We start from the raw sequence: 25,495 nt of genomic DNA, 5'->3' as shown, positions 1-25,495 counted from the left end.
GTTCCGCAATGCAGGCGCGGACTGAGATCGTATTGGAGCTCCCTCAATCGCTCCGAACCCACGACACCGGCGAATCCCGGCTGGTCTACATCTGACTGCCATTCGCTTCCGCGCCACCGCTGGTAGGTCGCTACTATCTGCCCAACCCGGTCGGTGGAGAGTTCCGGGCGCCGTCGATCCGGCTCGCCGAGACCGCTGGCATCGATTGTCATGACCGTCGGCGAACGCTTCCGACTCAGTGCCTCACCACAGATCACCCAGATCATGGTTTGCACAGCCGTGTCGGCGAAAACTGCTGGCGGCAGGCTGATTACGCACTCCACAGCGCCGAACTCGACCATGCGCTCACGGATCTCGCCGACTGTCCCACCCTGAAACGCCACGGTGACCGGAAGTACTACGGCCGCTCGCCCCTCCGGGGACAGCTTGCCGTAGGCGTGCTGTAACCACGCCAGCTCCAAGCTTCGACCTGGGTCGCCGAAGCTCCATGCGGCGGTGCTGGTAGGGAGCGCGGCCTTGCCATATGGAGGATTGGTAAGGATGCCGTCGAACGTCACCCCCACGAAGCCGTCCGAGTGCAGGCCTGTCGTACGAAGCTCCGCGTCGGCTCCGTGTACCGATAGATTCGTCTGTGCCGCAACAAGATTCCACAGGGTCTGCACCCCTCCGTGGAGTTGGTAGCTCCGCGCCTGCGTCGGCGAGCCGTGACGCGCTGCAGCGACCAGCAACTCACCGGCCCCACAGACCGGGTCGTAGAGCGAACTCCCCGGTGACGGATCAAGCAATCCGATCAAGCAGTCGGCGATGCCGGTCGGTGTGTATCTCCCACCGTGACGGCCCATCCGGCGGCCGGTGTCCTCCAGAAACGCAGACATGCCCGAATCATCGGCATCGAACCCGAGCGGTATCCGATCAATGGCTCGAACTACGTCGGACAAGCCATGATCGGCAGCTGGGTCCAGCCGCAGAAACACAGGAATCACCGCCTGCCGACCGTCGAAGTCGATCGCCGCCTCGGCCAGCACAGAGCAAGTATCGGCCCAGTTCTCGGACTGAGTAATCGTGTGCCAAACACCCGACTGCCGCGTCCGGAGAAAGATCAGCGAGATGACCAACTCTTGCACGATGTCCATGGGGTACGCCCCGCGAAGCCGGTCGGCGACCACCCACAACTGCGTGGCGAGGCTTGGGGTAGGACCGCCGGACCGCCGGACCGCCGACGGACTCGGCGCAGGCGTCACCGAGGACGTTCGGGTCGTGATGGCCAGGCGGTCACCGTAGGTCGTGCCGACCGCCTCGTGTGGTCGTAACCGGTTGCGCGGAATAGATCGACGACCCAGCCATTGCACAAGTTCGGTTATGGCGAACAATTCCTGTCCACCGGCGACGATCGGAGAAGGAAAGTTCGCATGCCGGGTACGCCAGTTGCTCACGGCACTGATCGTCACGCCGATCCGCTCGGCTAATTCACTCGGCAGCAGCACGCCTGGCGGCCTGCTCATCGAACCGTGGCCCTGACCGGTCGAGATGCCAAGACTGTAGGGACCGTATCGCGAGCAACCAGGTGAGTGGCGATGTCAGCGGAGATATAGCCGATCACCCTGTGTATCGTTCGGTGGTCTGCTTCCAGGTGCCGATGATGAATCGGCTCATGATGCATGATGCGATTCCTGAACAGACGAATCGTTTCGAGTTCTCGATGCAGAACTTTGCGTGGTCCGCGATAGTGCGGAAAAGCCTTGTGCAAACAAGGCACCCACATCGTACGGTCGTTTGCCGCACTCAACAGCGATACCCAGAAGCCGAATGTCAGCTGCGCTACCACGTCGTCAGCGCAGCACGACGGTCGCTTGACCTTCGTCCGCGCTTGGCCGACCGCCCGTTTACCCAGCTGATCGAGCGGCGCGGCATCCCACCAGTCAGGGTGCTAGCCTGGTTCGGTAAGCCCCGAGTCCGCCTCTGCATCTGGTATCTCAGATGCATGCCGCTCGGGGCATTGCTTTTGCCCGCCAGGCGCTATCCAAAAGCATTGCGATGCAAGTACATCCGTGGTCGCCCGCCTGTTGGGACCAGCGTAGGTCTCCGGTCACAGTCCGCGCAAGTACGAACGCATACTCATTTTTGTGAAGTCGATACGGCTGCACCGACCGAACCGACTGTGAACCCCGCCCCCCGCTGCGGCGGGCCCGGCACTCCTGGGCGACCGCGGTGGCTCCACGCGCAGGTCAGGAGGTTGTTCGCGAGCCGTTCAGCTCAGGGCGTGGTCGAGGTCGCCGAGGAGGTCTTCGAGGTCTTCGAGGCCTACCGAGATGCGAACGACCCCGTCGGACAAGCCGATTGACGCGCGTCCCTCCGGGCCCATGGCTCGGTGGGTGGTGGTGGCGGGGTGGGTGATCATGGTTTTGGCGTCGCCGAGGTTGTTGGAGATGTCGATGATGCGGAGGCGGTTCAGGACCTCGAAGGCTCGTTTTTTGCCGTCGTCGCCGTTGAGGGCGAAGGTGACGACTGTGCCGCCGCCGGACATCTGTTCCTTGGCGAGGGCGTGCTGTGGATGTGATTCCAGGAAGGGGTATTTCACCCAGTCGACCGAATCGTTGATCTCCAGGAACTTGGCCACTTGCAGGGCCGATTCGGTGGAGTGGCGCACCCGCAGCGGCATGGTTTCCAGGCCCTTGAGCAAGGTCCAGGCGTTGAAGGGGCTCAGGGCTGGGCCGGTGTGGCGCATCAGGGTTTTCACGGGGCCGTCGATGTAGTCCTTGGCGCCGAGGATGGCGCCGCCGAGGACGCGGCCCTGGCCGTCGATGTGTTTGGTGCCGGAGTAGACGACCACGTCGGCGCCGAGTTCGAAGCCGCGCTGCAGCAACGGGGTGGCGAAGACGTTGTCCAGCACCACCTTTGCGCCCGCGGCGTGGGCCAGCTCGGTGACCTTGCGGACATCGACGAGGGTCTGCATCGGGTTGGCGGGGGTCTCGAAGAAGACGGCCTGGGTGGGGACCGACAGGGCCTGTTCCCACTGGTCGAGGTCGTCGCCGTCGACGAAGACGGTTTCGATGCCCCAGCGCGGGAGGATCTCGTTGCACACCACGAAGCACGAGCCGAACAGGCTGCGAGCCGCGACGAGACGGTCGCCCGCCTTCAGCAATGCGCCGAGCGCCGTGAACACCGCGGACATGCCGGATGCCGTCGCGAAGGCGGCTTCGGCGCCGTCGAGCAGGCGGATGCGCTCCTCGAACATCGCCACGGTCGGGTTGCCGAAGCGGGAGTAGACGAAGTGCTCGATGTCGCCGGTGAAGGCGGCCTCGGCGGCTTCGGCGCTCTCGTAGACGAAACCCGAGGTCAGATACAGGGCCTCGGACGTCTCGTCGTAGCCGGAACGGCGCAGGCCGCCACGCACACCGAGCGTGCCGGGACCGACACCCTCGGGCAGTGGCTTGTCGAACGAACCACCGGTGATCATGCTTTTCTCCTTATGCCTGACGCCACGGCAGGCCGACGGCGCGCCAGCCGGTGCTGCCGCGCTGACCGAACGCGTCGGGACCACCCTCGAAACCGTCGAGCACGTTGTAGGACGGTGCCACGCCCGCCGCCGTCGCCAGGTTCGCCGCGTGCGCGGAACGCTGGCCGGAGCGACACAGGAACACGACCGGGGCGTCGTCGGGGCGACCCGCGAGGGCCTGCTCGAGCTGCACGCCGAAGTCGGGGTTGCGGGTGCCGGTGCCGTCGACCCATTCGATGAAATGGGCGGGGCGTTCGATGGAGCTGGTGTCGGGGATGCCGATGTGTGCCCACTCGCCTTCGGTGCGCACGTCGACCAGCACGGCGCCGGGGTGCTCGGTGAGCAGCTCCCACGCCTTCTCAGGGGTGATGTCGCCGGCGTAAGTCATGTCGATCCTCCTGCGTGAATCCGCTCTTGCCGTGCCGGAACTCCGGAACACACGGCCAGGTCGTCACCCGGAGCACCCCACCGCGGAGGAGGGTTGCCGACCAGCGAGCCGGGGCTTGACGCTGGCACTCATGACCTTGCGATCTGAGATTGCCTCGGCACCGGTCATCGTGTCAAACGATTCAGAAGGTGCACACCAGCCACGCGCCGTCGGCGCGGGTCAGTTTCCAGTTGGTGGTCGCGGGGTTGCCGTTGACCACGACGGTCGCGTCGATTTTGGCGCGGTCGCCGTTGACGGTGGCGTTCTCGAAACCCTTACCGTCGATCGTGACCGTGGATTTCGGGCCACCGAGCTGTTCGGAAAGGCCGGAGCTCTCCTCGTTGAAGCCTTCGCAGGCCACACCCGTCGGCGGACGCAGGTCGCTGCGCGAGCGGGCGTCGATATAGTTGGTGACGGCGGCCGCGAGCCGGTCGGCCTCTGTGACATTTTTCTCAGCGGGCGAGAGCAGTCCGCCCAGCACGATGCCGATGAGCACGATGATCGCCACCACCGCTGCCGCGACGAACGGGACGATGGAACGCTTGTCGGTCTGATCCACCACTACGGGCTGGTCATCCGAGCCTGTTTGCTCCTCGTTCATGCTGTAATCCTCGCAGACCCGCGCGGGCGGCTACACCGCACGCCGGGTGGCCGCAATGCCGCAGCTAGAATCGCGTTGATTGCGGCTGCTGCCGACGTCGATGGCAGCTGCCAGTAAGTCGGATATTCGACTTAGCCTAAGCTAAGTTGACGCCGTCAAATCAGTTCTCGACCAAAGGGTGCGCGTAGACATGACCGAACAGAGTGCAGCTACTCGCCCGCTTCGCATTGCGATCGTGGGCGCGGGACCGGCCGGTATCTACGCCGCCGACGCCCTGATGAAGTCCGATGCCGAGGTCAGCATCGACCTCTACGAGCGCATGCCCGCGCCCTTCGGCCTGATCCGCTACGGCGTCGCCCCCGACCACCCGCGGATCAAGGGCATCATCACCGCCCTGCACAAGGTCCTCGACAAAGACCAGGTCCGCCTGCTCGGCAACATCGACTACGGCACCGACATCACCCTCGACGACCTGCGCCAGTTCTACGACGCGGTCATCTTCTCCACCGGCGCCAACGCCGACCGCGCCCTGGGTATCCCCGGGATCGAGCTCGATGGTTCCTACGGTGCCGCCGACTTCGTGTCCTGGTACGACGGCCACCCCGACGTCCCCCGTTCCTGGCCCCTCGAGGCTGAGAAGGTCGCGGTCCTCGGTGTCGGCAACGTCGCCCTCGACGTGGCCCGGGTGTTGGCCAAGACCGGTGACGAGCTGCTGGCGACCGAGATCCCGCCGAACGTCTACGAAGGACTCAAGAACAACAAGGCCCTCGAGGTCCACGTCTTCGGACGTCGCGGCCCCGCACAGGCCAAGTTCACGCCTTTGGAGCTGCGCGAGCTGGATCACTCGCCGACGATCGAGGTCATCGTCAACCCTGAAGACATCGACTACGACGAAGGCTCCGAAGCCGCGCGTCGTAACTCCAAGCAGGTCGACATGGTCGCCAACACCTTGGAGCAGTGGGCCATTCGCGATCACGGCGATCGCCCGCACAAGCTGTTCCTGCACTTTTTCGAGTCCCCGGCCGAGGTCCTCGGTGAAGACGGCAAGGTCGTGGGTTTGCGGACCGAGCGCACCCAGCTCGACGGGACCGGCAACGTCAAGGGCACCGGCAACTTCACCGACTGGGACATCCAGGCTGTGTACCGCGCCGTCGGCTACCTCTCGCAGAACGTCACCCAGCTGCCGTTCGACGATCAGGCAGGCACCGTACCCAACGAGGCCGGCCGCGTGATCGCCGACGACACCGCCGAAGGCGACGCCCGCTTCATGCCCGCCACCTACGTGACCGGCTGGATCAAGCGCGGCCCCGTCGGCCTCATCGGCCACACCAAGGGCGACGCCAACGAGACCATCGCCTGCCTGCTCGACGACGCCAAGGCCTTCGCCCCCGCGCCCAAGCCCGAGCTGGACGCCGTCACCGAGTTCCTCGAGGGCAAGGGCATCCCGTTCACCACGTGGGCAGGCTGGTACCGCCTCGACGCCCACGAGCGCGCCCTCGGCGAGCCCGAAGGCCGTGAGCGCGTAAAGGTCGTCGAGCGCGAGGACATGCTCCGCGCGTCCGAACCGAACAAGGCCTGAGCTGCCGCCGCACTCGAGATAGGGCATTCTTTAGCTGTGTTCGATGCCCACGTCCACGTCATCGATCCGCGGTTTCCGCTGATCGAGAACGAAGGCTATCTCCCCGAGCCGTACGTGATCGATGATTATCGAAAGCGTATGGCGCACTTCGATGTTCGCGGCGGTGCTGTCGTCAGTGCGTCTTTCCAAGGTGTGGATCAGACGTATCTGAAGGCAGCACTGTCCGCGCTCGGTCCCGACTGGGTCGGGGTGACCCGGCTCGACCTCGATGCGGGCGACGACGAGATCCTCGAGCTGAACCAGGCCGGTGTGCGGGCGCTGCGGTTCAATCTCAAGCGCGCCGCCGCCGACATCACCGAGATGACCCTGCAGGCCTTGCGCGCGCACGAGTTGGCGGGCTGGCATGTGGAGCTCTACATCGACGGTCAGATGCTGGCCTCGCTGCAACCGGTGATCTCGAAGCTGCCTGCGCTCTCGATCGACCATCTCGGCATGTCCGAGGAGGGTTTGCCGTACCTGCTCGACCTGGTGGATCGGGGTGCGAGGGTGAAGGCGACCGGGTTCGGGCGGGTGGAGATGGATGTGGCCGAGACGTTGCGGCGCATCCACACGGTCAATCCGGGTGCGCTGATGTTCGGCAGCGATCTGCCCGGCACGCGCGCCGGGCGGCCGTTCGAGGACCGTGATGTGGATCTGATCTCGCAGGTGGTCGGTTCGGACATGCACAAGGTGCTCGAGGACAACGCCCGCGAGTTCTACCGGCTGCCCCCGGTCCATCGCCCGGAACCCGTGCCGCTGCCGCGCGCGGAGAATCCGACCATCCCGATCCCGCGCGACGAACTGCCCGGCGCGGACGACCACACGCGTCCGCTACCGGTCATCGACAGATAAGTTCGGCGAGGGGAACAAGCCGGAACCCGCGGCGCCAGATATTCAGCTGATGAACACGCCGGTGAGCCAGACACCGGAGGCGATCAGCGCGCCGAACAGCTCGACCAGCATCGACAGGCCAACGCCTTTGAGTGCGTGCATCGTCGCAGGCCAGGCCAGGTCGTTGGTCTTCAGGCGGTACAGCTCGGCCAGGTACACGCCGAGCACGAAACCGATGAACAACCCGACGATCGGGATCACGAAGAACCCGACGATGCCCAGCAGCGCGCCGACCAGCAGCGCACGGTTCGACACCCCCGCTTCGCGCATCCGCTTGCCGGGCCAGGTGTATTTCACGACGCCGGAGAGCACCAGCGCGACCGTCGCGATCGCCAGCACCGTCCAGGCCGTCGCGCCGCCGGTCATGAACGCCCACACCGCGATCGCCGCGAAGATGAGGATCACCCCCGGCAGAATCGGAACGATCACGCCGACGAGGCCGACCAGAATGACGAGGCCGACAACGACCTCACCCCACACGCTCACTACCGGGTCCTCCCGTTGCCACGCCGAGTCGCGCTCACCGAATTCTCGCCCATGCTCTACCCGAGCCGCCACTCCGGCGCTATTGTCGGAATGTCAATAACCGTACATTTTTCTTTGATGACGAACAGAGGTCACCGCGTGAGCACGGAGTCCACCGCCAAGCAGGGGCCCCTCGCGGGCATCAAGGTCATCGAGTTGGCGGGCATCGGCCCAGGTCCGCACGCCGCGCTGCTGCTGGCCGACCTCGGCGCCGACGTGGTGCGCGTGCAACGGCACCGGCAGCTGCCCGGCTTCATCGAGCGCCCGCAGTGGCGTGGACGCACCATCGTCGAAGCGAACCTGAAGGACCCGGCCGACGTCGCCAAGATCCTCGATCTGGTCGAGAAAGCCGACGTGCTGCTGGAAGGCTTCCGGCCCGGCGTCACCGAGCGGATGGGTCTTGGCCCCGACGAGGCGCTGGCCCGCAACCCGCGCCTGGTCTACGGCCGGATGACCGGGTGGGGCCAGTACGGTCCGATGGCCGATCGCGCCGGTCACGACATCAACTACATCTCGCTGACCGGTGTGCTCAACGCGATCGGCCGCAAGGGTGAGCGGCCGGTGCCGCCGCTGAACATGGTGGGCGACTTCGGTGGCGGCTCGATGTTCCTGGTGATGGGCATCCTCGCCGCACTGGTGGAGCGGCAGAATTCCGGGCAGGGACAGGTGATCGACGCGGCGATGGTCGATGGGGCACTTGCCCTTTCGCACTTCGTCTGGGGCATGCGCGGGGTGGGCCTGTGGTCCGACGAGCGCGGCGAGAACCTCCTGGATACCGGCATGGCGTTCTACGACACCTACGAGACCTCCGACGGCAAGTACATGGCAGTCGGGGCGATCGAGCCGCAGTTCTACGAGCAACTGCTGGCCGGGCTGGAGATTCCCGAGGAGGGTCTGCCGCAGCAGCTCGATCCCAGCGGTCAGGATCAGCTGCGCAAGCTGTTCACCGACAAGTTCCTGACCAAGACCCGCGACGAGTGGACCGCCATCTTCGACGGCACCGACGCCTGCACCACGCCGGTGCTCACCTTCACCGAGGCCACCGAGAACCCGCACATCGTGGCCCGTACCGGCCTGATCGAGATCGACGGGGTGGTTCAGCACGCACCCGCGCCGCGCTTCTCGCGCACGCAGGGCGGCACGCCCACTCCCCCGCCGAACGTCGCGACACCGATCGAAACGGTCTGGGCTGACTGATTTGCCGGGTGTTCGTCGGTAAGGTTTTTCACCATCGACGACCACCGGAGAATCCGAACCGTCAGGACGCCACCGAAGGTGCCGGCCGCCGTCATCGCGGTCGCCACCTTCGGCGCGGCGCTGCTGTGTTTCATTCTCGCCGAGGCATTGTTCGACACCCGCGAAGCCGAGATCGCCGAAACACATTGCCGCAGTGAGGCACCGGTGCCGGTGATGGTGACCGTGCTGAACGGGCTCGCGACCGGGCTACTACTGGCCGCCGCGATCTCGCTGCTGTGCTTGCTGGTGCTGTTGTTCCGCTATCCGTCCGAGCGTGGCGCCGTCGCGGTGCCGTTGACCGCGGTGGGGTTGGTGACATCGGTGCTGTTCATGTTCGGGGCGGGGTACGAAACCGTGCGCCACGAACCGGCCACCACCGGACACAATCCGTGCGCGTTCAGTAGCAGGTGAGCGGCTGCAGCGGGTCGACGGCGCGGGGTGTGAGGGCGTCGTAGGCCGCGGCGATGGATTTGACGGCGATGCGCAGGTCGGCTTCGGGATGGGTGTAGGGCAGCCGGACGAAACGTTCGAAGGCGCCCTGGACGCCGAAACGTGTTCCGGCAGCGAGTAATACGCCGTGATTGGGGGCGGTGGCGGCGAGTGCGGTGGAGACCGGGCTCGGGAGCTGGGCCCAGACCGACATGCCGCCCGCGCCGACGGTGATGTGCCAGCCGGGGAGCTCTTCGGCGACGGCGTCGAGCAGGGCGGTGCGCTGGGTGCGTAGCTGCTGGCGGCGGCGTTCGAGGATGGGTTCGGCGTTCTCGAGCAGGTGGACCGTGGCGAGCTGATCCATCACAGGGGTGCCGAGGTCGACGGTGGAGCGGATGCCGAGCAGCTTGGTGATCAGGGGCTGATTGGTGCGAATCCAGCCGACGCGCAGGCCACCCCAGAACGACTTCGAGGCCGAGCCGATGGTGACGATCTCCGAACCCTTCGCGAACGCGGCGACCGGCGGGGGCATCTGGCCGTCCGACAGGTTGAGTTCGCCCATCGACTCGTCGACGACGACGGTCATTCTGGTGTCGCGGGCGATGGCGGCCAGTTCCTCGCGCCCCTCGGCGTTGAGCAGCAGGCCGGTGGGGTTGTTGAAGTCGGGGACGAGATAGGCCAGGGTGGCGGCGGTTTGCCGCGCCGTGCTGCGCAGGCCTTCGAGATCCCAACCGGCGTCGGGGAATTCGGGGCGCAGCGGGATGGGGATGGGGCGGGCGCCGACGTCGCGGATGGCTTCGATGGCGTTCGGGTAGGAGGGGTGCTCGATCAGCACGCGGGCGCCGGGTGAGGCGAGCACGTTGAGCAGCAGCCGAAGTCCGTGTTGCGCACCGAGAGTCACCAAGATCTGCTCCGGCTCGGTCGGCAGACCGCGGGCGGTGTAGCGGCGGGCCAGCGCTTCGCGCAGCGCGAGGATGCCGATCGGGTCCATGCCGTGGGTGCCGAGATAGGACGGAATACCTTGCATGGCAATGGAATACGCGTCGTGCAGTTCCGGCGCGGCGGGCATCGCGGCGTAGGTCATGTCGATGGTCGGCAGTTCCGGCTGTGCCATCAGGGCCATGATGCCGCGGGTCGGCTTGGCGCCGTCGTGCTGGATCGCGGGCGGCAGCGCGACGGTGCTGCGGGATCCCTGGCGGCTGATCAGGTAGCCGTGTTCGCGCAGCAGCGAGTAGGTGGAGGTGATGGTGGTGCGGCTGACGCCGAGGGTGGCCGCGAGATCGCGTTCACTGGGCAGGGCGACGCCGAGCGGGGCGCGACCGTCGTGGATCAGCAGGCGGATGGCTTCGGCCAAGGCCAGATAGGCGGGGCGGTGCGGGCGGCGTTCGGCATCGCCGTCGGATTCGGGGTCACGCCACCGGCCGAGGTCGCGAGCCAAGCCTGCCGCGCCGATCACTCTTGTCGCCATAAAGTCCAGTATTACCTAAGTGGATATTTCCGAGCAAGACCAGTGGGTGGATTCTTACTGACATGACCACTTTCCTCGCTCTCGCTGTTGCCGTTGCCGTCGGGTTGGCGGTCTATCACTTCGCACCCAAGAAGGGCGAACTGCCGTTCTGGCCGTTCCAATATCTGCCGCATGACCGGGCATTCGGCACCTACGACGAGGAGCGGCTCTACCGGGATCTCGACGCCATGCGCGCCCGTGAGCTCGATGCAGTCCAGTTACCCGAAACTGGCCTGCAGAATGGACCCACCGACACGCAGCCAGGCTCGCTCGCCGCGTGAGCGTGTCTTTGTCGGTGGGTCGGCGCACACTGTTTGCATGAGTGATTCGACGCAGACCGAGACGGTGGTCTCGGCACTGTTCGACACCGCCATCGGGCTGTGCGCGATCGCCTGGCACGGTGACGCCGTTGTCCGGTTCCAGTTACCGGAGGCCAGCGAGGAGGAGACCCTCGCGCGGATCACCCGGCCGTTCGATGGGGTCCCGGTACCGGAGAGTGCACCGGGACCGGTGATCGTCGAGGCGATCGCGGGGATTCGCGCGCACCTCGACGGGGCGCTCGACGCACTGCGCTGGATCGAGGTGGATCTGCGCGGGGTGCCGGAGTTCCATCGCGCGGTGTACGCGGTCACGCGGGAGATCGACCCAGGTCACACCCTCAGCTACGGCGATATCGCCAGTCAGGTCGGCGCGCCCGGATCGGCACAGGCGGTCGGACAAGCATTGGGGCGCAACCCGATTCCGCTCATCATCCCGTGCCACCGGGTGCTCGCGGCCGATCACGCGCTGCACGGGTTCTCGGCGCCGGGCGGGATCGGCACGAAGGCGCGACTGTTGGAGATCGAGCGGACGCCGGGGTTCGGTGAGCCGATGTTGTTCTAGCCCGCCTCTCCGCGACTTTCGGCCAGACCTGGGCCCGAGGGAACTTGTCGAGTTCGAGGAAGGCGCGAAACCCGTGCGGACCTGCGATCGCGGCAATCGCGTACCGTCGTGCACGGCGGCTTATCGAGAGGAATCACCCATGCAGACTGTGACGTCGGCCGACGGCACCACGATCGCTTACGACCAGGTCGGCGCGGGGACCGCCGGGACCGTCATTCTGATCGGCGGGGCGTTCAGTTACCGCGAGTTCCCGACGATGGTCGAGCTCGCGCAGACGCTGGCCGACGACTTCGGGCTGACGGTGCTCAATTACGACCGGCGTGGGCGCGGGGACAGTACTGATACGCCCGGCGTGTACGACGTGGCCAACGAGATCGCCGATATCGCGGCGCTGGTCGAGGCCGCGGGGGGGAAGGCGGCGCTGTTCGGGTGGTCCTCCGGTGCCACGCTCGCGCTGTTGGCCGCGCAGTCGGTGGACGGCGTGACCGAGGTGGTGGCGTTCGAACCGCCGTTCGTGGTCGACGCGAAAGGCCATGTGCCGCCGAAGGATCTGGCGGCCAAGCTGCACCCGATGATCGCGGAGGGCAAGCGCGGCAAGACCGTTCGGTATTACATGACCAAGGCGATGGGGATGCCGTTGCTCATGGTGGCGGCCATGCGGGTGACACCGTTCTGGAAAACGCTTCTGGCAACGTCGAATTCGACCGCGCACGACTGGGCGGTCATGAAGCCGTACATGCAGGGCAAGACGCTGAACCCGGCCGACTGGCAGGGTGTCGAGGTTCCGGTACTCGTGCTCGCGGGCGAGCGGACGGCTCCGCTGCTCACCAAGGGGTCGAAGGCGGCGGCCGCGGTCCTGCCGAACGCGGAGTTCGCCGAGCTGCCCGGCGTGAGCCACAACCCGAAGGTCTCGATCCTCGCCCCCGCAGTCGGTGAATTCCTCACTCGCACAAGATAATCGACCGACACGGTAGCCACCTCGGGCGACGAACTCACGGTGGCGGCGGGTGATCGCGGAAGAATTGGCACGGCTCGCCGGTGAGGTAGCCGTCGAGACAGGCGAAGTAGGCCTGCACGCAGCCGTTGCTGGTGCACCCGGCGGTGTAGAGCATTCCGCGGATCCGCTCGTTGCGCTGTTGCGTGGGGACGAGGGTCTGCGCGGGCGGCAATACCGAAGTCGTCGGGGCAGCGGTGGTCGACGGTGGCGGTGCGTCCGGCGCGGTGCACCCGGGGAGAACGGCCAGCGCTAGCAAGGCCGCTATGGCGAAGCCGCCACGTCCTGACATCATCCACCTCCATCCGAAACCGCTTCGACGCTACTCCGGCGTGCGCCGAGGGAGCCATTGGCGCCCGACCACAGGCGTAATCGCCCACTTCGGCTCGTTTCAGTCAGAATTCTGATTCCACGGGGACGAAGTGGGCGATTATGCCGGGTCGAAGACCGACCAGGCGGGCCGCATCAGATGGTGGCGCCGTAGCCGCTGCCGAGCACGCCACCAGCGACCGCGCCCGCGGCTGCCGCGGGAATGCCGAGAACGGCAGCACCGGCCGCTGCGCCGGCGGCCGCACCGATAGCCGCACCCGCGCCTGTGCTGGCGGCAGCGATCGGGAAGGCGGCGGCGAAACCGCCGGCGATCACCGGCAGCGCCGCAGCGCCCGCAGTGGGGATGGATGCGGCTCCGGCAAGGATCGCGGTGGCGCCCGCAGTGCCGACAGCGCCGACAGCGAAGCCGATACCAGCACCGACTGCCGCTCCGGCGAGCCCGCCGCCGACCGCGCCAACGGCAGCGGCCGGGACACCCGCGATCGCGGCACCGGCCAGCGCGCCGCCGACGGTCGCGGCGGCGATCTTGTCGGAGCGACTCGGGTTGATGCCGACCGAGCGGCCCTGGGTGGCGATGGCGGCTTCGACATTGGCGGCGTTGGTGTTGACGCCGTCGAGGAGGTCGTTAGGGACCTCGTCGGGGACCGGCCTGGTGAAGTCACCGACGCGCAGGGTCCGTTCGGGCGGGGCGATCGGGGCGACAGGTTCGACAGGCTCGGGGAGGTGGAGTTCCTCGATGACGATCGGCGGGGCCGGAGCGGTGTACTCCGGCACCGGGCGGGTCTGTTCGGGCTTCAGGTAGCCGAGGGTGTCGGGGCCGTCGAATTTGGCCAGGTCCGAGCGGTCGCCGTCGTCGGCGGGCTGCTCGGTGGTGACACCGGGCTGCACCGGCGGCTGGGTGACACCCGGCTGCGGGACCGCGATGGCCACGCCGGCGCAGGCGATCGCCAACGCCATCGGGAGTACGCCGACAACCGGGCGAGCGATGAGCCGCGCCGTCGAAGAGTTCAGATTTGCAGACCGACGGATCACGTCGAACACCCACTAACAAGTTCAAAGGAAACGACGCGTCCCCGCGCATCGCCAGGCGACGATAGCGTTAGCCAGGCATTCGCCACAAATCGATAGCGAGTGAACATAATTCGCACGTGTCGCACTGACCAGGGATGATGGCGCGTTCGCCGCCCAAACAAAAGGTCCGGCGCCGTAAACCGGCACCGGACCTTTCAGCTGGATTCCAGCTTCACATCAGGCGAGCACGTCGTGGCGAACGATCGTCTGGTCGCGGCCGGGGCCGACGCCGATGCACGAGATCCGCGCGCCGGAAAGCTCTTCCAGCCGCAGCACGTACGCCTGCGCGTTGGCGGGCAGCTCCTCGAAGGTGCGGGCCTGGGAGATGTCCTCCCACCAACCCGGCATCTCCTCGTAGATGGGCTTGGCGTGGTGGAACTCGGTCTGCGTGGTCGGCATCTGCTCGACGCGCTTGCCGTCGATCTCGTAGGCGACGCAGATCGGCACGGTGTCGAGCCCGGACAGCACGTCCAGCTTGGTGAGGAAGTAGTCGGTGACGCCGTTGACGCGCGTGGCGTACCGGCTGATCACCGCGTCGAACCAACCACAGCGACGCGCACGACCGGTGGTGACACCGACCTCGCCGCCGTTCTTGGCCAGGAACTCACCGAAGTTGTCGAACAGCTCGGTCGGGAACGGGCCCGAGCCCACGCGGGTGGTGTAGCACTTGAGGATGCCGAGCACCGTGTCGATCTTGTTCGGGCCGATACCCGAACCCACCGCCGCGCCGCCCGCGGTCGGGTTGGACGAGGTGACGAACGGGTAGGTGCCGTGGTCGACGTCGAGCAGGGTGCCCTGCGAGCCTTCCAGCAGCACGGTGTCGCCACGCTCGAGCGCCAGGTTCAGTTCCAGGCGGGTGTCGGAGATGCGGTGCTTGAACGATTCGGCCTGCTCGAGCACCTCGTCCACCACCTGCTGCGGGTCGAGCGCGCGGCGGTTGTAGATCTTGACCAGCACCTGGTTCTTGAACTCCAGGGCGGCCTCGACCTTCTGGGTGAGGATCTTCTCGTCGAGCACATCCGCCACCCGGACGCCGACGCGGGCGACCTTGTCCTGGTAGCAGGGGCCGATACCGCGACCGGTGGTGCCGATCTTGCGGTTGCCGAGGAAGCGTTCGGTGACCTTATCGATGGCCACGTGATACGGCATGATCAGGTGCGCGTCGGCCGAGAGCAGCAGGCCGGAGGTGTCGACTCCGCGCTCCTCCAGACCGGCGAGTTCGTCGAGCAGCACACCCGGGTCGACGACGACACCGTTGCCGATGACGTTCTTCACACCGGGAGTGAGGATGCCGGACGGGATCAGGTGCAGGGCGAACTTGTCGCCGTTGGGCAGAACCACCGTGTGACCGGCGTTGTTGCCGCCCTGGTATCGGACCACCCACTGCAACCGCTCACCGAGCAGGTCTGTAGCTTTGCCCTTACCCTCGTCGCCCCACTGGGCACCGATGAGGACGATTGCCGGCATTTCGGAGTCTCCTACAGATCGACGGCAGCACATGCAGCACTGCAGCTACCTGCCGTAACGAGGCGGTGGCCGGAGACACAGTCTAGCCGACGCCTGATCGGGAGTTGCCGGAGCGCCCCGCCCCCGCCCTACCGTAACTGCCCTGATCGGTTACGGTTACCAGTCGGCAGTGAGTTTGCGTGACCGAGGAGGGTGTACCGCAGTTTGAGTACCCACGTTCTCCGGTGCGGCGACATGCCGGTGCCGATCGCGCTTTCCTCGCTACCCAATACGCAGACCGGGCGTGTTCCCGATGTCGCGGCGATCGATGAACTACTTCCGGTGCTGGCCGCCGACAGCCTGCCGCGCCTGATCGTGCTCGGCGCCGACGCCTCGCTCGCGGCCGTGCTCACCCATCTGATGCGCACCGAGCGTCTGCATGTCGAGGTCGGGTTCGTGCCGGTCGATCCCACCTACGCGTCGAAGGTCTATCAAACGGGAACCGGTAATGCCGCCGCCAAGCGCGCGGTGGAGGGCCGGGCGATCGAGACGCCGCTGATCCGCGACGACACCGGTACCGTGCTGGTCGGGCGCGCGAGCATCACCGGCGTCGACGGCGCGAAACTCGTCGGCGAAGCCTATGTCGACGACACGATGCTGTTCAGCGGCACTGTCACCACGATGCTGATCTCGCCGACGATGACCATGCCCGGTGTCCGTGCGCGAGTACGCAAAGGCCTGCGCAAGCGCACCTGGGTGTCCGGGCGCGCGGCCCAACTCGGGACCCCGGGCGGCGTGGTGACCCGTGACGGGGTCACCGCCGAGCGCACGGTTCCCCGCTCGACCTTCTATCGATTCGAACAACCCTGGTTACTGGTGCGATGACTTATTCCTTCCCCTCGGATCGGCGGTCCGGGCACAGCGCGGTGCGGCCGAGTCCGGTCTTCCTGCTGATCGTGCTGATCGCCGTCGGCGGTGGGGCGCTCGCCTGGGACGCCGACATCGATTCGGTGCGCGCCAAGGTCGGCGTGTTCCTGCTCGTGGTGTTCGGCTGGATCATCAGTCTGTGCCTGCACGAGTTCTCGCACGCGTATGTGGCGTGGCGGGCGGGCGATCACGAGGTGGAGGTGCGTGGGTATCTCACGCTGAATCCGCTGAAGTACAGCCACCCGGTGCTGTCGCTGGCGCTGCCGCTGGTGTTCATCGCGCTCGGCGGGATCGGGTTGCCCGGTGGTGCGGTGTATGTGGACACGACGCGGTTCAAGTCGAGTGTGCAGCGATTGGTGAGCGCGGTCGGGCCCGCGTCGAACCTGTTGTGCGCGGTGGTGCTGCTGATCGTGATCCGGGCCTTCGGGACGATCCAGGAGCACGCGGCGTTCTGGTGCGGACTCAGCTTCCTGGCGTTTCTGCAGATCACAGCGTTTCTGCTGAACGCTCTGCCGGTGCCGGGGCTCGACGGATACGGGGTCATCGAGCCGTCGCTGAGCTACCAGACGCGACGTTCGCTCGATCAGATCAAGCCCTACGGCATGTTGATTCTGTTCGCTGTCATCTTCTTCACACCGCTGAGCCAGGTGTTCTTCAACGCGGTCTACGCATTGTTCGAACTGTCGGGGGTACCCGAGGTCTGGGCTGCCTACGGTAGCCAGCTGACCCGATTCTGGAGTTGATAGCCTCGGGTTGCAATCCTCACTGGAACGGAACCTGCGTATGAGCTCTACAGAATCGTCCGCTGTCCTGTCCGTCATCATCCCGGCGCTCGACGAATCAGCGGGCATCACCGCATGTCTCGAGCGCCTCGTCGGCCAGGACGCGATCGACGAGATCGTCGTCGTCGACAACGGCAGCACCGACAACACCCGCGAGATCGTCGCCGACCTCGCCGCCCGCCATCCCAAGATCGAGCTGATCACCGAGCCGCAACCCGGCGTCGCGTTCGCCCGCAACACCGGATTCGACTCCGCTCGGGGCGAGCTGCTCGGCCGCATCGACGCCGATACCCTCGTCTCGCCCGACTGGGGCGACACGGTGCGCGAGCACCTCGAATCGAACTCCGACACCATGGCGGTGACCGGAATCAGCACCTATCACGACTCCCCGATCGGGGTCTTCCTCGCGGCCGCGATCGGCGGACAGGAACGGCTCGGGATGATCAAGACCCAGCCGGTCGGCAATGTGCACGGCGCCAACATGGCGATCCGGCGTTCGGCGTGGGAGCAGGTGCGTTCGGCCACCACTACCCGGCGTGACCTGCACGAAGACCTCGATCTGGCGCTGTGCCTTTCGAAGGCGAAGCTGCGCATCGACCAACTGCCCGCGTTGCGGGCCGAGATCTCCGCGCGACGCCGCAAGACCCCGCCGGACGTGTGGTGGAAGTACCAGTTGCGCGGCCTGCAGACCATCGCCAACCAGGGCTTCGCCGTCGTGCCGTTCCATCGCGTGGTGATCACCGGTGCGTGGATCATGCACACCTCGCAGTGGCCGATCTACCGGGTGTGGGACTTCGACCGCAAGCGTTTCTCGCTGCGTCCGGGTCGGCCACGCGTTTCGCCCGTGGGCGACTGAGTTACTCCTCCGGCGTCACGTACGGATTCGGCACGGTGGGTGGGAGCAGGGCGATCGCCGAGATGCGCTGCATCCCACACACCACCATCAGATCCACCACGATCGAACGGATCTGGGCGAATACCACGTGCGCCGACAATCCCGCCCCGACAACGAGTTCGGGGCGCGCGCCCTTGGCGACGCTGCGCACCGAGGTGAGGGCTTCGGCCTGATCCGGTTGCTCGCCAGGATCGGCCAGCATCATCTTGCGGACCACATCGGTGGCGTGGCCGAGCTGGTCGACCAGGTCGATCAGGCGCGGATCGAGCACCTCGTCGTCGCGGACCAGGGTGAGCGAACGACGAAGCAGCACACGGGTATTGCGCACGGCGTTGTCGAGGGGGTCGGCCGCGTTGTGGATGCGTTCCAAGCGTTTTCGGGAGTTCCAGTACAGCGGTGAGATGCGGCTGATCTCCCGGCCGCCCGCGAGCGCGTCGCGGAGAGCGTCGATCTGTGGCTGGGTGTCGCGCACCGCCGACAGCGAGTCGGCCACCTTCGTCGAGTTCTGTTCGAGGAGACCCTCGGCGCAGGTGATCATCGATTTGCTCATCACCGACAGCACGTCGGCGGCGTGTTCGCGGGCGCGGCGCACCGGGTGCAGTGGGATCAGCGCGACCATCAGCACGCCGACGAGTCCGCCGATCAACGCGTCGATCATGCGGTTGGGGCCTGCGCCTGGCGCCTGATTCAGGGTCGAGACCAGCACGGCCGAACCCGCGGCCTGGATGGTCATGAGCGCGCCGCTGCCGAGGAACACCGACACCGCCATGGCGCCGCCGACCACCAGCGCCACCTGCCAGACACCCGTGCCGACCTGGGCGATGAACAAGTCGCCGATGCCGATACCGACCGCGACACCAACCACCAGCTCCACCGAGCGGCGCACCCGCGCACCGAAGGAGATGCCGATGGAGACCACCGCGGCGGTCGGCGCGAAGAACGGTTCGATGTGGCCGACGAGGTCGTGGGCGATGAACCACGCCAGCGCGGCGCCGAGCGCGCACTGGATGATCGGGATCGCCGAGAGCCGCAGGCGCTCGACCGACGCCCGGTACCGGCCGACGGTGCTCACCTTGGCGGCCGCGACTACCGGCGTGGCAACGGCGACAAAAGGCTTGTGTTCGCTCACCTACGACTCGGACCCGACCGCCGACTCAGTCCAGGCCGAGTTCGTTCGCCGCGCGCGGATCGCAATCCTCGAGCAGGTCGAGGCAGCGCGCGTACTCCTCGGTCTCGCCGATCGTCTTCGCCGCGCTCGCCAACGCGCCGACGCTGCGCAGGAAACCCTGGTTGGGTTCGTGGCTCCAAGGGACGGGGCCGAAACCCTTCCAGCCGTTGCGGCGCAGCAGGTCGAGGCCGCGGTGGTAGCCGGTGCGGGCGAACGCGTACGCGGCGACGGTGTCGTGGTTCACCTTGCCGCCCGCACGGCCGAGGGCTGCCTCGGCGAGCTGGGCCCAGGCGATCGAGGCGGCCGGGAACTGCGCGGCTACCTCGACCGGGTCGGTGCCCGCGGAAATGGCGTCTTCGGCGTCGATCAGTTCTGGGAGGAGGACCGGCTGCGGTCCGAGCAGGTCACCGAAGGAGGTCATGCCCTCATTGTGCCAGTACTGTCCGCCTCCCCGTGTATTCAGCGTGACGTCCGGAAGCTCTACTGCTTGTTTCTCGGACGAACGTTTTGTGCGGGTGGACTGGGAGGTGGTTGGGGAGTTACCCATGTTCTTGCGTGATCGGTGGGTTGCGGGCGCCGACGGCCGCCTTTGCTCCGGCCGTGCGCGAGAGACTTGGGAACGCTTCGCGCCTGTGACTATTAGGCTGAGCCGAGAGTGCGTAGTTCGAGCCTGAGCGAGGGGTACAGAGGTGTCCGACCCGACCGACGAGAACAACCCGGCAGCAGAGTCTGCCGGTTCCGGCGCGCCCGGCCAGCGAGACGATTCGTCCGCGTCCCCTCCCGGCGCACCGCAGTCGGTCACCGAGCCGGACCGCGCGACGAAGCCGCCGGTGGGTGCGGATCAGACGGTGGTGATTCGGCGCGGGGATCTGCCGGGTCAGCCCGCTGACGCCGCGCGCGGGCAGGACGCACGTTCCGATGGGTCGCAGTCGGCCGCCGGGCAGGGCGATCAGGCCGGTGGGCCGCAGCGCCCGGGTGGGCCCCGGGCGAGCGCGGGTGGGCCCCCACAGGGTGGGGACAACCCCGCTGGTGGACGGCCGGGCGGCGCGGGCCATGGTTCGGGGCGGCCGGGCAATGCGCCTGGCGGACAACAGTCTTCGGGGCCGGGGCAGTCGTGGGGTCGGCCAGGGTTTACGCCCGGCGGAGTGCGACCGGGTAGTGGTTCGGGTCAGCCGGGGAATGCACCTGGTGCACAACAATCTTCAGGACGGCCGGGCAATGTGCGCGGTGGGCAACAACAGCCGGGCCAGGGTGGAGTACGGCCCGAGGGCTCGGTCGGTGGGCCGGGTGCCGTCAACGGACCCCAGGGTGGGCGCGGTGCGGGGCCATCGCAAGCAGGCAGCCCTCATGCAGGACGCGGGCAGGAGCCGTCGCAAACAGGCGGTCCCCAGAGTGGGCGCGGTCCGGGGCAGGCGCCGACCGGCGGGCCCGGGGCGGGGCCGGCGCAGACCGGCGGAGCTCGAGGTGGGCACGGCCCGGGGCCGTCGCAGACAGGTGGGCCGCAAGCCGGACGCGGGCCGGGGCAGCCGGGTGGACCCCAGGGTGGACGTTGGCCGAGCGGTGGGCCAGGGTCGCCGGCTGGTGGACCAAGGGTTGGCGGCGGACCTGCTGGTGCGCCCGGCGCTCGGCAGCCAGGTGGGCCGGGGAATGCCGGGCAGCGGCCGGGCGGTGTTGCGCGGGCGAGTGGGCCCGGTGGTGGGGCGCCGGCCGGTGGGCGGCAGCCGAACGCGCCGATGGGTCGGCCGGGTGAGCAAGCGCCGGAACAGAATTCGGCCGGTGGCGGGTCGCCGTTGGCTGGGCTTTCGAAAGGGTTGCCCGGTGAGAATCGGGGCGGCACTTCGAGTTCCGCGCCTCGTCCCGAGCAGGGGGCCGATCTCGCGGGGCCGAACGCGCCGACGACCTCGATGTCGATTCCCGGACGGGATGCGGCCGACGGACGTGATTCCTCGGACGACCGCACGGTGAAATTCGGTGGCGACCAGGCGAAGTCGGATCAAGCGGATGTCCCGACTTTCGGGATGACGAGGGCAGATCTCGCCAACTACGAGTCAGATGCGGAGTCCGACAAGGCATCCACATCGAACGGCACGTCCGGGCGTGGTGCGGCTGCCGCAGCCGCGAGCGCAGCGGCGGCCGCTGCAGGGGTAGCTAGCCGCGCAGGTGCGGATACCCCCGGTGCAGCTGGGGTGGCAGCGGCCGCAGGCAGCGGATCCGACGAGGCCTCGCAAGCGCGGGACTCGCAGGCCGAAGGCGGCTCCGGCACGCGCGCGCAGGACGGTGATGCGGCCGATGATGCAGCGGCCGAGCGGGATTCGACCGCAGCGGCAGAGTCCGAGAGCGCTGGCGGTGTGGTTGCGGCCAGAGGGCCGAAGAATGTGCCGACTGCCGCTTCGGCCGACGGGCCGGGTGCCGATTCCAACGCGTACGCCGCGGGCGACACGCAAAGCAAGCCCGGGGCCGATTCGAACGCGTCGGAAGCGGGCGACTCGCTGAGCAAGTCAGGAGCCGATTCCAACGCGTCCGGAGCCGGCGACTCGCTGAGCAAGTCAGGAGCCGATTCCAACGCGTCCGGAGCCGGCGACTCGCTGAGCAAGTCAGGAGACGGTTCCAACGCGTCGGGAGCGGGTGGCGCGCAAGGCAAGGCCGGGGCCGATTCGAACGCGCCGGGGGCGGGTGACTCGCGAGGCGACAAGACGTTCGACTTCGATGCGACGGAGAAGTTCAAGACGGGTGGGGCGCAGGGTAATGGTCCGGCCTCCGAGGATCAGACCGTTGCGATGAAGACAGTGAGTTCGGCGGATGCGCCGACTACCGCCATGCCGGTGCAGCGGGTGAAGCCTGCGGGGGCGGGTGGGACCGATCGAGTGGTGCCGCCCGCGGGTGGGCGGCCTGCGATGACGCCCCCACCGAATACGCCGCGTGGTCCCGCCGGGCCGCGGCAGGCCGGACAGGCGGGGCCAGGCCAATTCGGGCCTTCCGGTCCCGGCCAGCACCCCGCGGGACCGGGCCAGCAGGGGCCTGCGGGTCCCGGCCAGCACGGGCCGGGCCAGCAGGGTCCCGGGCAACTAGGGCCAGGCCAGCAAGGTTTCGGGCAACAAGGGCCAGGCCAGCAAGGTCCCGGCCAGCAAGGGTCTGCCGGGTTCCGGCCGGGTGGACCGGGCCAGGGGCCCGCGAGTCAGCAAGGACCCGGCGCTGCCAATCAGCACGGACCGGCGCCGGTCGGCGATCAAGAACCCGGCGGTTCGAAGCAATTCGGATCCGCGGGTGCCGCTCTGTCAGGACTCGCGGATCCGAAGGGTGTCGAAGAGACGCAGCCGTCGCCTCCTCGCGGGTCGGGTGTGCCACAGCGGACGGGTGGATCGGCGCCGTCACCTGCCGATATTCAGCCGACGCGTCCCGACCAGCAGTTGGCGGGCGGGCCTCGGGCGGTCGCGCCGCCGCAGCGGATCGGGGTTCAGCAGGGTGCGGAGGCCGGTGAGCCGGAGGCCAAGCGGTCCAAGAAGTGGTTGCTGGCCGCCGGTGGGGCCGTGGTCCTGGTCGTCGCGTTGATCGCGGCGGTCGTGGCGTTCATGGGCGGGGCGGACAACTCGCCTGAGGGCCAGGTGAAGGCGGTGATCGGGGACTACACCGACGCGCTGCGCAGCGGTGACCTGGAGAGTCTGCGGGCCAGCACGTGTGGCGAGCTGCACGCGTTCTATCAGGGCATCAGTCCCGAGCAGTTCAAGGGCGTGCACGAGGCCTCGACCGAGCGAGGTTCCATTCCGGTCGTCGACAGCGTGGACGCGGTGCGGATCACCGGCGATACCGCGCTGGCGCAGGCCACCGTGTACACCACGGCGGACCCGTCGAAGCGGACCGCGCGGACCTTCGACCTGCAGCGCACCGACGGTAGCTGGAAGGTGTGTGACCCCGCGGGAACTCCGTAAGAGGGCGTCGACCCGTCGTACCGGGCAGTTGTGCCTGGTATGACGGGTCACACATAACTGGTGATCCAGATGGGTAAACAAGTAAAGTTTTCCGGATCATGAGCACGGAACAGACAGTGGAGCAGCCGGACATCGAAGCTGTGGTCCCGGATGCGACGCTGGTCGGTCAGCGCTTCGCCTTCCGCGATCACTACGAAGTCGGCCGCGAGAAGATCAGAGAATTCGCCAGGGCCGTGCAGAATCTGCACCCCGCCCACCAGCAGGAAGTGGACGCGCGCAAGCTCGGCTACGACGGCGTGATCGCCCCGCCGACCTTCGCCTCGGTGATCGGCATGACCGCCACCCGAGCCCTGCTCGACACCGTGCTCACCGAGTACGACCTGTCGCAGGTGCTGCAGACCGACCAGGTTTTCGAGCTGTTCCACCCGATGCTGGCGGGCGACCGGATCAGCACCGAGATCGAGATCGAGTCGATCCGCCAGTTCGGCGACAACGACTTCATCAACGTCGGCTTCAAGCTGCGCAACCAGCACGACCAAGTCGCCGTGCAAGGCACCACCACCATCGTGGCCCGCCGCGGTGTCGAGGTGGATCCCAATATCGTCGAGGCCGTCGAGAACATCAGCATGCACCCCCGCCCCGACACCATCGCCGGCGTGAACAACGGCGACCTGCTGGTCCGCCACACCGGCCCCGCCGCCGAACTCCCCCCGCGCGAAATCGTCGCGGTGAACACCACCCCCGAGTTCGACACCCTGACCAAGGGCACCGAACTTCCCCCCGCCACCGCCCGCGTCACGCGCGGCGACCTCGCCAACTACGCGGGCGTCTCCGGCGACCCCAACCCCATCCACTTCAGCGACACCGCCGCCCGAATGGCTGGCCTGCCCACCGTGGTGGCCCACGGCCTGCTCACCATGGGCCTGGCCGCGCAGTACCTGACCGACTGGCTGGGCGACCCCACCGCCATCGAAAAACTCAGCGTCCGCTTCTCAGGTTTCGTCCCGGTTCCGCCCGCTGAGGCAGGCGTGATCGAGTTCTCCGGAAAGATCAAGTCAGTAGACCCCGACCGCCGCGCGGCGACAGTGCTGCTGAGTGGAATCTCCGAGGGCCGCAAGCTGTTCGGTCGCGCGGCAGCCGAAATCCGCCTGACGTAGGAACATTCGGTTCGGTGGCCGCGGGACCACCGAACCCCTACTTCACCGCAATGAACACCAGAACTGTTCCGCCGATGCGGATTACGTCCCCATCGGCCAACAGTGCGCCGTTGTCGATCGGCACCTCGTTGACGTAGACGCCGTTGGCCGAGTGCAGATCCTTGATCAGCAGGCCGGCGCGGCTGGGCATGATGTGCGCGTGATAGCGGCTGGCTTTCGGATCATCGAGGACCAGCTCGTTGTCCGTCATCCGGCCGATCCTGATGCCGCCGTGGGGAATCGGCAGCGTGCGACCGTCAGCGAACCGAAGATTGCCGTTGCGAATCGACTGAGGAACCTCGGTGACAGTCTCGGTCATCGCCGCCGCGACCTGATCAGATCGCCTGGACGCCAACACATTCAACGGCTCCTGCCGCAGAACCCGCTGCTCCAATTCGATCAACGCCGAGCCGGGATCGATCCCCAACTCCTCGGCCAGCACCCCACGCACCCGCCGACAAGCCTCCAACGCATCAGCCTGCCGCCCGGACAGATACAGCGCGGTGATCAACTGCCCCCACAGCGGCTCGCGCAGCGGGTGCTCGTTGGTCATCGACACCAACTCGCCGATCACCGATGACGCTCGCCCACAGGCGATTTCAGCGTCGACGCGAGCGGAAACGGCGAGCAGCCGCTCCTCGTTCATCGCGGTGGCGAAACCGTCGGCGAACTGCAGTCCGGCCAGATCGGCCAGCGCCCGCCCGGTCCATTCCCGCAGTGCCGCACCGAAAAGATTGGCGGCGCCGGGGTGGTCGCCCACGTCCAGACACCGCGAACCCGCTTCGCGCGCACTCTCGAAACGGCCGAGATCGCAGGCGGTATCGGGGATTTCGAGCCGGTACCCCGCACCCTCGGTCCGCAATACCTGCGCCGAATCGATCCCCGCATTGCGCAGTGCTTTGCGAATGTTGGACACGAATACCTGCAGGCTGGCCGCGTAGGAATCCGGCGGATCCTCGTTCCAGACCATCTCGGCGAGCACAGCAGAAGACACCGCGCGCCGCCGGTTGACGGTGAGCGCGGCGAGGAGGGCGCGCGGCTTGGGCCCGCCGACCGCTACCGGCTCGCCGCCGACGAGCAGTCGAACGGGCCCGAGCACACGGACATCAAGACTCATGAGCTCGGGCCCCGTTTGTTCGATACGAAAA

23 protein-coding genes, 1 pseudogene and 1 riboswitch are annotated in these 25,495 nt (G+C 67.2%); of the genes and pseudogenes, 12 read left to right on the top strand and 12 right to left on the bottom strand.

Translation table 11 applies throughout. The features are described 5' to 3' along the window. Window positions 1-5 precede the first annotated feature (5 nt). From ACFW6D_RS22040 to ACFW6D_RS22025, 4 genes and pseudogenes are all read right to left on the bottom strand, one after another. Window positions 6-875 (bottom strand): annotated as a pseudogene (locus ACFW6D_RS22040) (N-6 DNA methylase); the annotation flags it as partial. 1,373 nt (window positions 876-2,248) lie between these two features. After that, window positions 2,249-3,457: an O-succinylhomoserine sulfhydrylase gene (locus tag ACFW6D_RS22035; RefSeq protein WP_379330896.1), complete on the bottom strand. Its 1,209-nt coding sequence runs from the start codon at window positions 3,455-3,457 to the stop codon at window positions 2,249-2,251. A 10-nt stretch (window positions 3,458-3,467) separates the two neighbouring features. Next, window positions 3,468-3,884 (bottom strand): rhodanese-like domain-containing protein, encoded by a 417-nt coding sequence (locus tag ACFW6D_RS22030; RefSeq protein WP_379330894.1) that lies wholly within the window; start codon window positions 3,882-3,884, stop codon window positions 3,468-3,470. A gap of 17 nt (window positions 3,885-3,901) precedes the next feature. Then, a riboswitch (SAM riboswitch) is annotated at window positions 3,902-4,020 on the bottom strand. Between the two features lie 45 nt (window positions 4,021-4,065). Next, window positions 4,066-4,524: a hypothetical protein gene (locus ACFW6D_RS22025; RefSeq protein ID WP_379330892.1), complete on the bottom strand. Its 459-nt coding sequence runs from the start codon at window positions 4,522-4,524 to the stop codon at window positions 4,066-4,068. A 190-nt stretch (window positions 4,525-4,714) separates the two neighbouring features. Between ACFW6D_RS22025 and ACFW6D_RS22020 the strand changes: the two genes are divergently transcribed. Then, on the top strand, window positions 4,715-6,103 hold the full coding sequence (locus ACFW6D_RS22020) for an FAD-dependent oxidoreductase (RefSeq protein WP_379330890.1): 1,389 nt from the start codon (window positions 4,715-4,717) through the stop codon (window positions 6,101-6,103). 36 nt (window positions 6,104-6,139) lie between these two features. Continuing rightward, window positions 6,140-6,994, top strand: a complete 855-nt coding sequence (locus ACFW6D_RS22015) for an amidohydrolase family protein (protein ID WP_379330888.1) — start codon at window positions 6,140-6,142, stop codon at window positions 6,992-6,994. Between the two features lie 42 nt (window positions 6,995-7,036). Here ACFW6D_RS22015 and ACFW6D_RS22010 read toward each other — a convergent pair whose 3' ends face one another. Beyond that, the gene (locus tag ACFW6D_RS22010; protein WP_379330886.1) at window positions 7,037-7,519 is read right to left on the bottom strand and encodes a DUF456 domain-containing protein; all 483 of its coding nucleotides are present in this window, start codon (window positions 7,517-7,519) and stop codon (window positions 7,037-7,039) included. Between the two features lie 138 nt (window positions 7,520-7,657). On the opposite strand from ACFW6D_RS22010, the gene ACFW6D_RS22005 reads away from it, so the two are divergent. Together ACFW6D_RS22005 and ACFW6D_RS22000 are read left to right on the top strand one after the other, a co-directional pair. Next, the gene (locus ACFW6D_RS22005) at window positions 7,658-8,755 is read left to right on the top strand and encodes a CaiB/BaiF CoA transferase family protein (RefSeq protein WP_379330884.1); all 1,098 of its coding nucleotides are present in this window, start codon (window positions 7,658-7,660) and stop codon (window positions 8,753-8,755) included. Between the two features lie 78 nt (window positions 8,756-8,833). After that, complete coding sequence (locus ACFW6D_RS22000) at window positions 8,834-9,205, top strand: hypothetical protein (RefSeq protein ID WP_379330882.1); 372 nt, start codon at window positions 8,834-8,836, stop codon at window positions 9,203-9,205. Here ACFW6D_RS22000 and ACFW6D_RS21995 read toward each other — a convergent pair. Further along, entirely contained in the window at window positions 9,192-10,691 is a 1,500-nt protein-coding gene (locus ACFW6D_RS21995) for a PLP-dependent aminotransferase family protein (RefSeq protein WP_379330880.1), read from the bottom strand. The genes ACFW6D_RS22000 and ACFW6D_RS21995 overlap by 14 nt on opposite strands. Window positions 10,692-10,753: 62 nt before the next feature. On the opposite strand from ACFW6D_RS21995, the gene ACFW6D_RS21990 reads away from it, so the two are divergent. The 3 genes from ACFW6D_RS21990 (at window position 10,754) to ACFW6D_RS21980 (ending at window position 12,570) form a co-directional block, all read left to right on the top strand. Then, the gene (locus tag ACFW6D_RS21990) at window positions 10,754-11,011 is read left to right on the top strand and encodes a hypothetical protein (protein ID WP_379330878.1); all 258 of its coding nucleotides are present in this window, start codon (window positions 10,754-10,756) and stop codon (window positions 11,009-11,011) included. A gap of 37 nt (window positions 11,012-11,048) precedes the next feature. Further along, the gene (locus ACFW6D_RS21985) at window positions 11,049-11,612 is read left to right on the top strand and encodes a methylated-DNA--[protein]-cysteine S-methyltransferase (RefSeq protein WP_379330876.1); all 564 of its coding nucleotides are present in this window, start codon (window positions 11,049-11,051) and stop codon (window positions 11,610-11,612) included. Window positions 11,613-11,751: 139 nt separating this feature from the next. Next, window positions 11,752-12,570 (top strand): alpha/beta fold hydrolase, encoded by an 819-nt coding sequence (locus ACFW6D_RS21980; RefSeq protein WP_379330874.1) that lies wholly within the window; start codon window positions 11,752-11,754, stop codon window positions 12,568-12,570. A gap of 34 nt (window positions 12,571-12,604) precedes the next feature. Here the strand turns inward: ACFW6D_RS21980 and ACFW6D_RS21975 are convergent, their stop codons facing one another. The 3 genes from ACFW6D_RS21975 to ACFW6D_RS21965 all read right to left on the bottom strand — a co-directional run bounded on the left by ACFW6D_RS21975 (window position 12,605) and on the right by ACFW6D_RS21965 (window position 15,474). After that, window positions 12,605-12,901: a hypothetical protein gene (locus ACFW6D_RS21975; protein WP_379330872.1), complete on the bottom strand. Its 297-nt coding sequence runs from the start codon at window positions 12,899-12,901 to the stop codon at window positions 12,605-12,607. Window positions 12,902-13,071: 170 nt separating this feature from the next. Beyond that, a complete protein-coding gene (locus tag ACFW6D_RS21970; RefSeq protein WP_379330870.1) occupies window positions 13,072-13,893 on the bottom strand; it encodes a hypothetical protein in 822 nt (273 codons plus the stop codon). A gap of 291 nt (window positions 13,894-14,184) precedes the next feature. Beyond that, on the bottom strand, window positions 14,185-15,474 hold the full coding sequence (locus ACFW6D_RS21965) for an adenylosuccinate synthase (protein ID WP_379232656.1): 1,290 nt from the start codon (window positions 15,472-15,474) through the stop codon (window positions 14,185-14,187). Window positions 15,475-15,708: 234 nt separating this feature from the next. Between ACFW6D_RS21965 and ACFW6D_RS21960 the strand changes: the two genes are divergently transcribed. The 3 genes from ACFW6D_RS21960 to ACFW6D_RS21950 are packed head-to-tail and all read left to right on the top strand — an operon-like array spanning window position 15,709 to window position 18,018. Continuing rightward, window positions 15,709-16,338 carry a hypothetical protein gene (locus ACFW6D_RS21960; protein ID WP_379330868.1) on the top strand — a complete coding sequence of 210 codons (630 nt, stop codon included), beginning with the start codon at window positions 15,709-15,711 and terminating at the stop codon, window positions 16,336-16,338. Then, on the top strand, window positions 16,335-17,123 hold the full coding sequence (locus ACFW6D_RS21955) for a site-2 protease family protein (RefSeq protein ID WP_379330866.1): 789 nt from the start codon (window positions 16,335-16,337) through the stop codon (window positions 17,121-17,123). Before ACFW6D_RS21960 ends, ACFW6D_RS21955 begins: the two co-directional genes overlap by 4 nt. A gap of 40 nt (window positions 17,124-17,163) precedes the next feature. Next, the gene (locus ACFW6D_RS21950) at window positions 17,164-18,018 is read left to right on the top strand and encodes a glycosyltransferase (RefSeq protein WP_379232651.1); all 855 of its coding nucleotides are present in this window, start codon (window positions 17,164-17,166) and stop codon (window positions 18,016-18,018) included. A 1-nt stretch (window position 18,019) separates the two neighbouring features. Here ACFW6D_RS21950 and ACFW6D_RS21945 read toward each other — a convergent pair whose 3' ends face one another. Both ACFW6D_RS21945 and ACFW6D_RS21940 read right to left on the bottom strand, forming a co-directional pair. Beyond that, a complete protein-coding gene (locus tag ACFW6D_RS21945) occupies window positions 18,020-19,186 on the bottom strand; it encodes an aromatic acid exporter family protein (protein ID WP_379232649.1) in 1,167 nt (388 codons plus the stop codon). 25 nt (window positions 19,187-19,211) lie between these two features. Further along, entirely contained in the window at window positions 19,212-19,646 is a 435-nt protein-coding gene (locus ACFW6D_RS21940; RefSeq protein ID WP_379330864.1) for a DUF3151 domain-containing protein, read from the bottom strand. A 1,483-nt stretch (window positions 19,647-21,129) separates the two neighbouring features. Here ACFW6D_RS21940 and ACFW6D_RS21935 point away from each other — a divergent pair. After that, window positions 21,130-23,151 carry a hypothetical protein gene (locus ACFW6D_RS21935; RefSeq protein ID WP_379330862.1) on the top strand — a complete coding sequence of 674 codons (2,022 nt, stop codon included), beginning with the start codon at window positions 21,130-21,132 and terminating at the stop codon, window positions 23,149-23,151. Window positions 23,152-23,249: 98 nt separating this feature from the next. After that, window positions 23,250-24,308: a fused (3R)-hydroxyacyl-ACP dehydratase subunits HadA/HadB gene (locus ACFW6D_RS21930; RefSeq protein WP_379330860.1), complete on the top strand. Its 1,059-nt coding sequence runs from the start codon at window positions 23,250-23,252 to the stop codon at window positions 24,306-24,308. A gap of 37 nt (window positions 24,309-24,345) precedes the next feature. Here the strand turns inward: ACFW6D_RS21930 and ACFW6D_RS21925 are convergent, their stop codons facing one another. Continuing rightward, complete coding sequence (locus ACFW6D_RS21925; protein WP_379232642.1) at window positions 24,346-25,464, bottom strand: BTAD domain-containing putative transcriptional regulator; 1,119 nt, start codon at window positions 25,462-25,464, stop codon at window positions 24,346-24,348. Window positions 25,465-25,495 lie beyond the last annotated feature (31 nt).

This window comes from Nocardia sp. NPDC058705 (genome assembly GCF_042749305.1).
In the GTDB taxonomy this organism is placed as follows: Bacteria; Actinomycetota; Actinomycetes; order Mycobacteriales; family Mycobacteriaceae; genus Nocardia.
The sequence above is the reverse complement of the archived record's forward strand: the minus strand, read 5'-3'. Positions and strand labels throughout refer to the sequence as shown.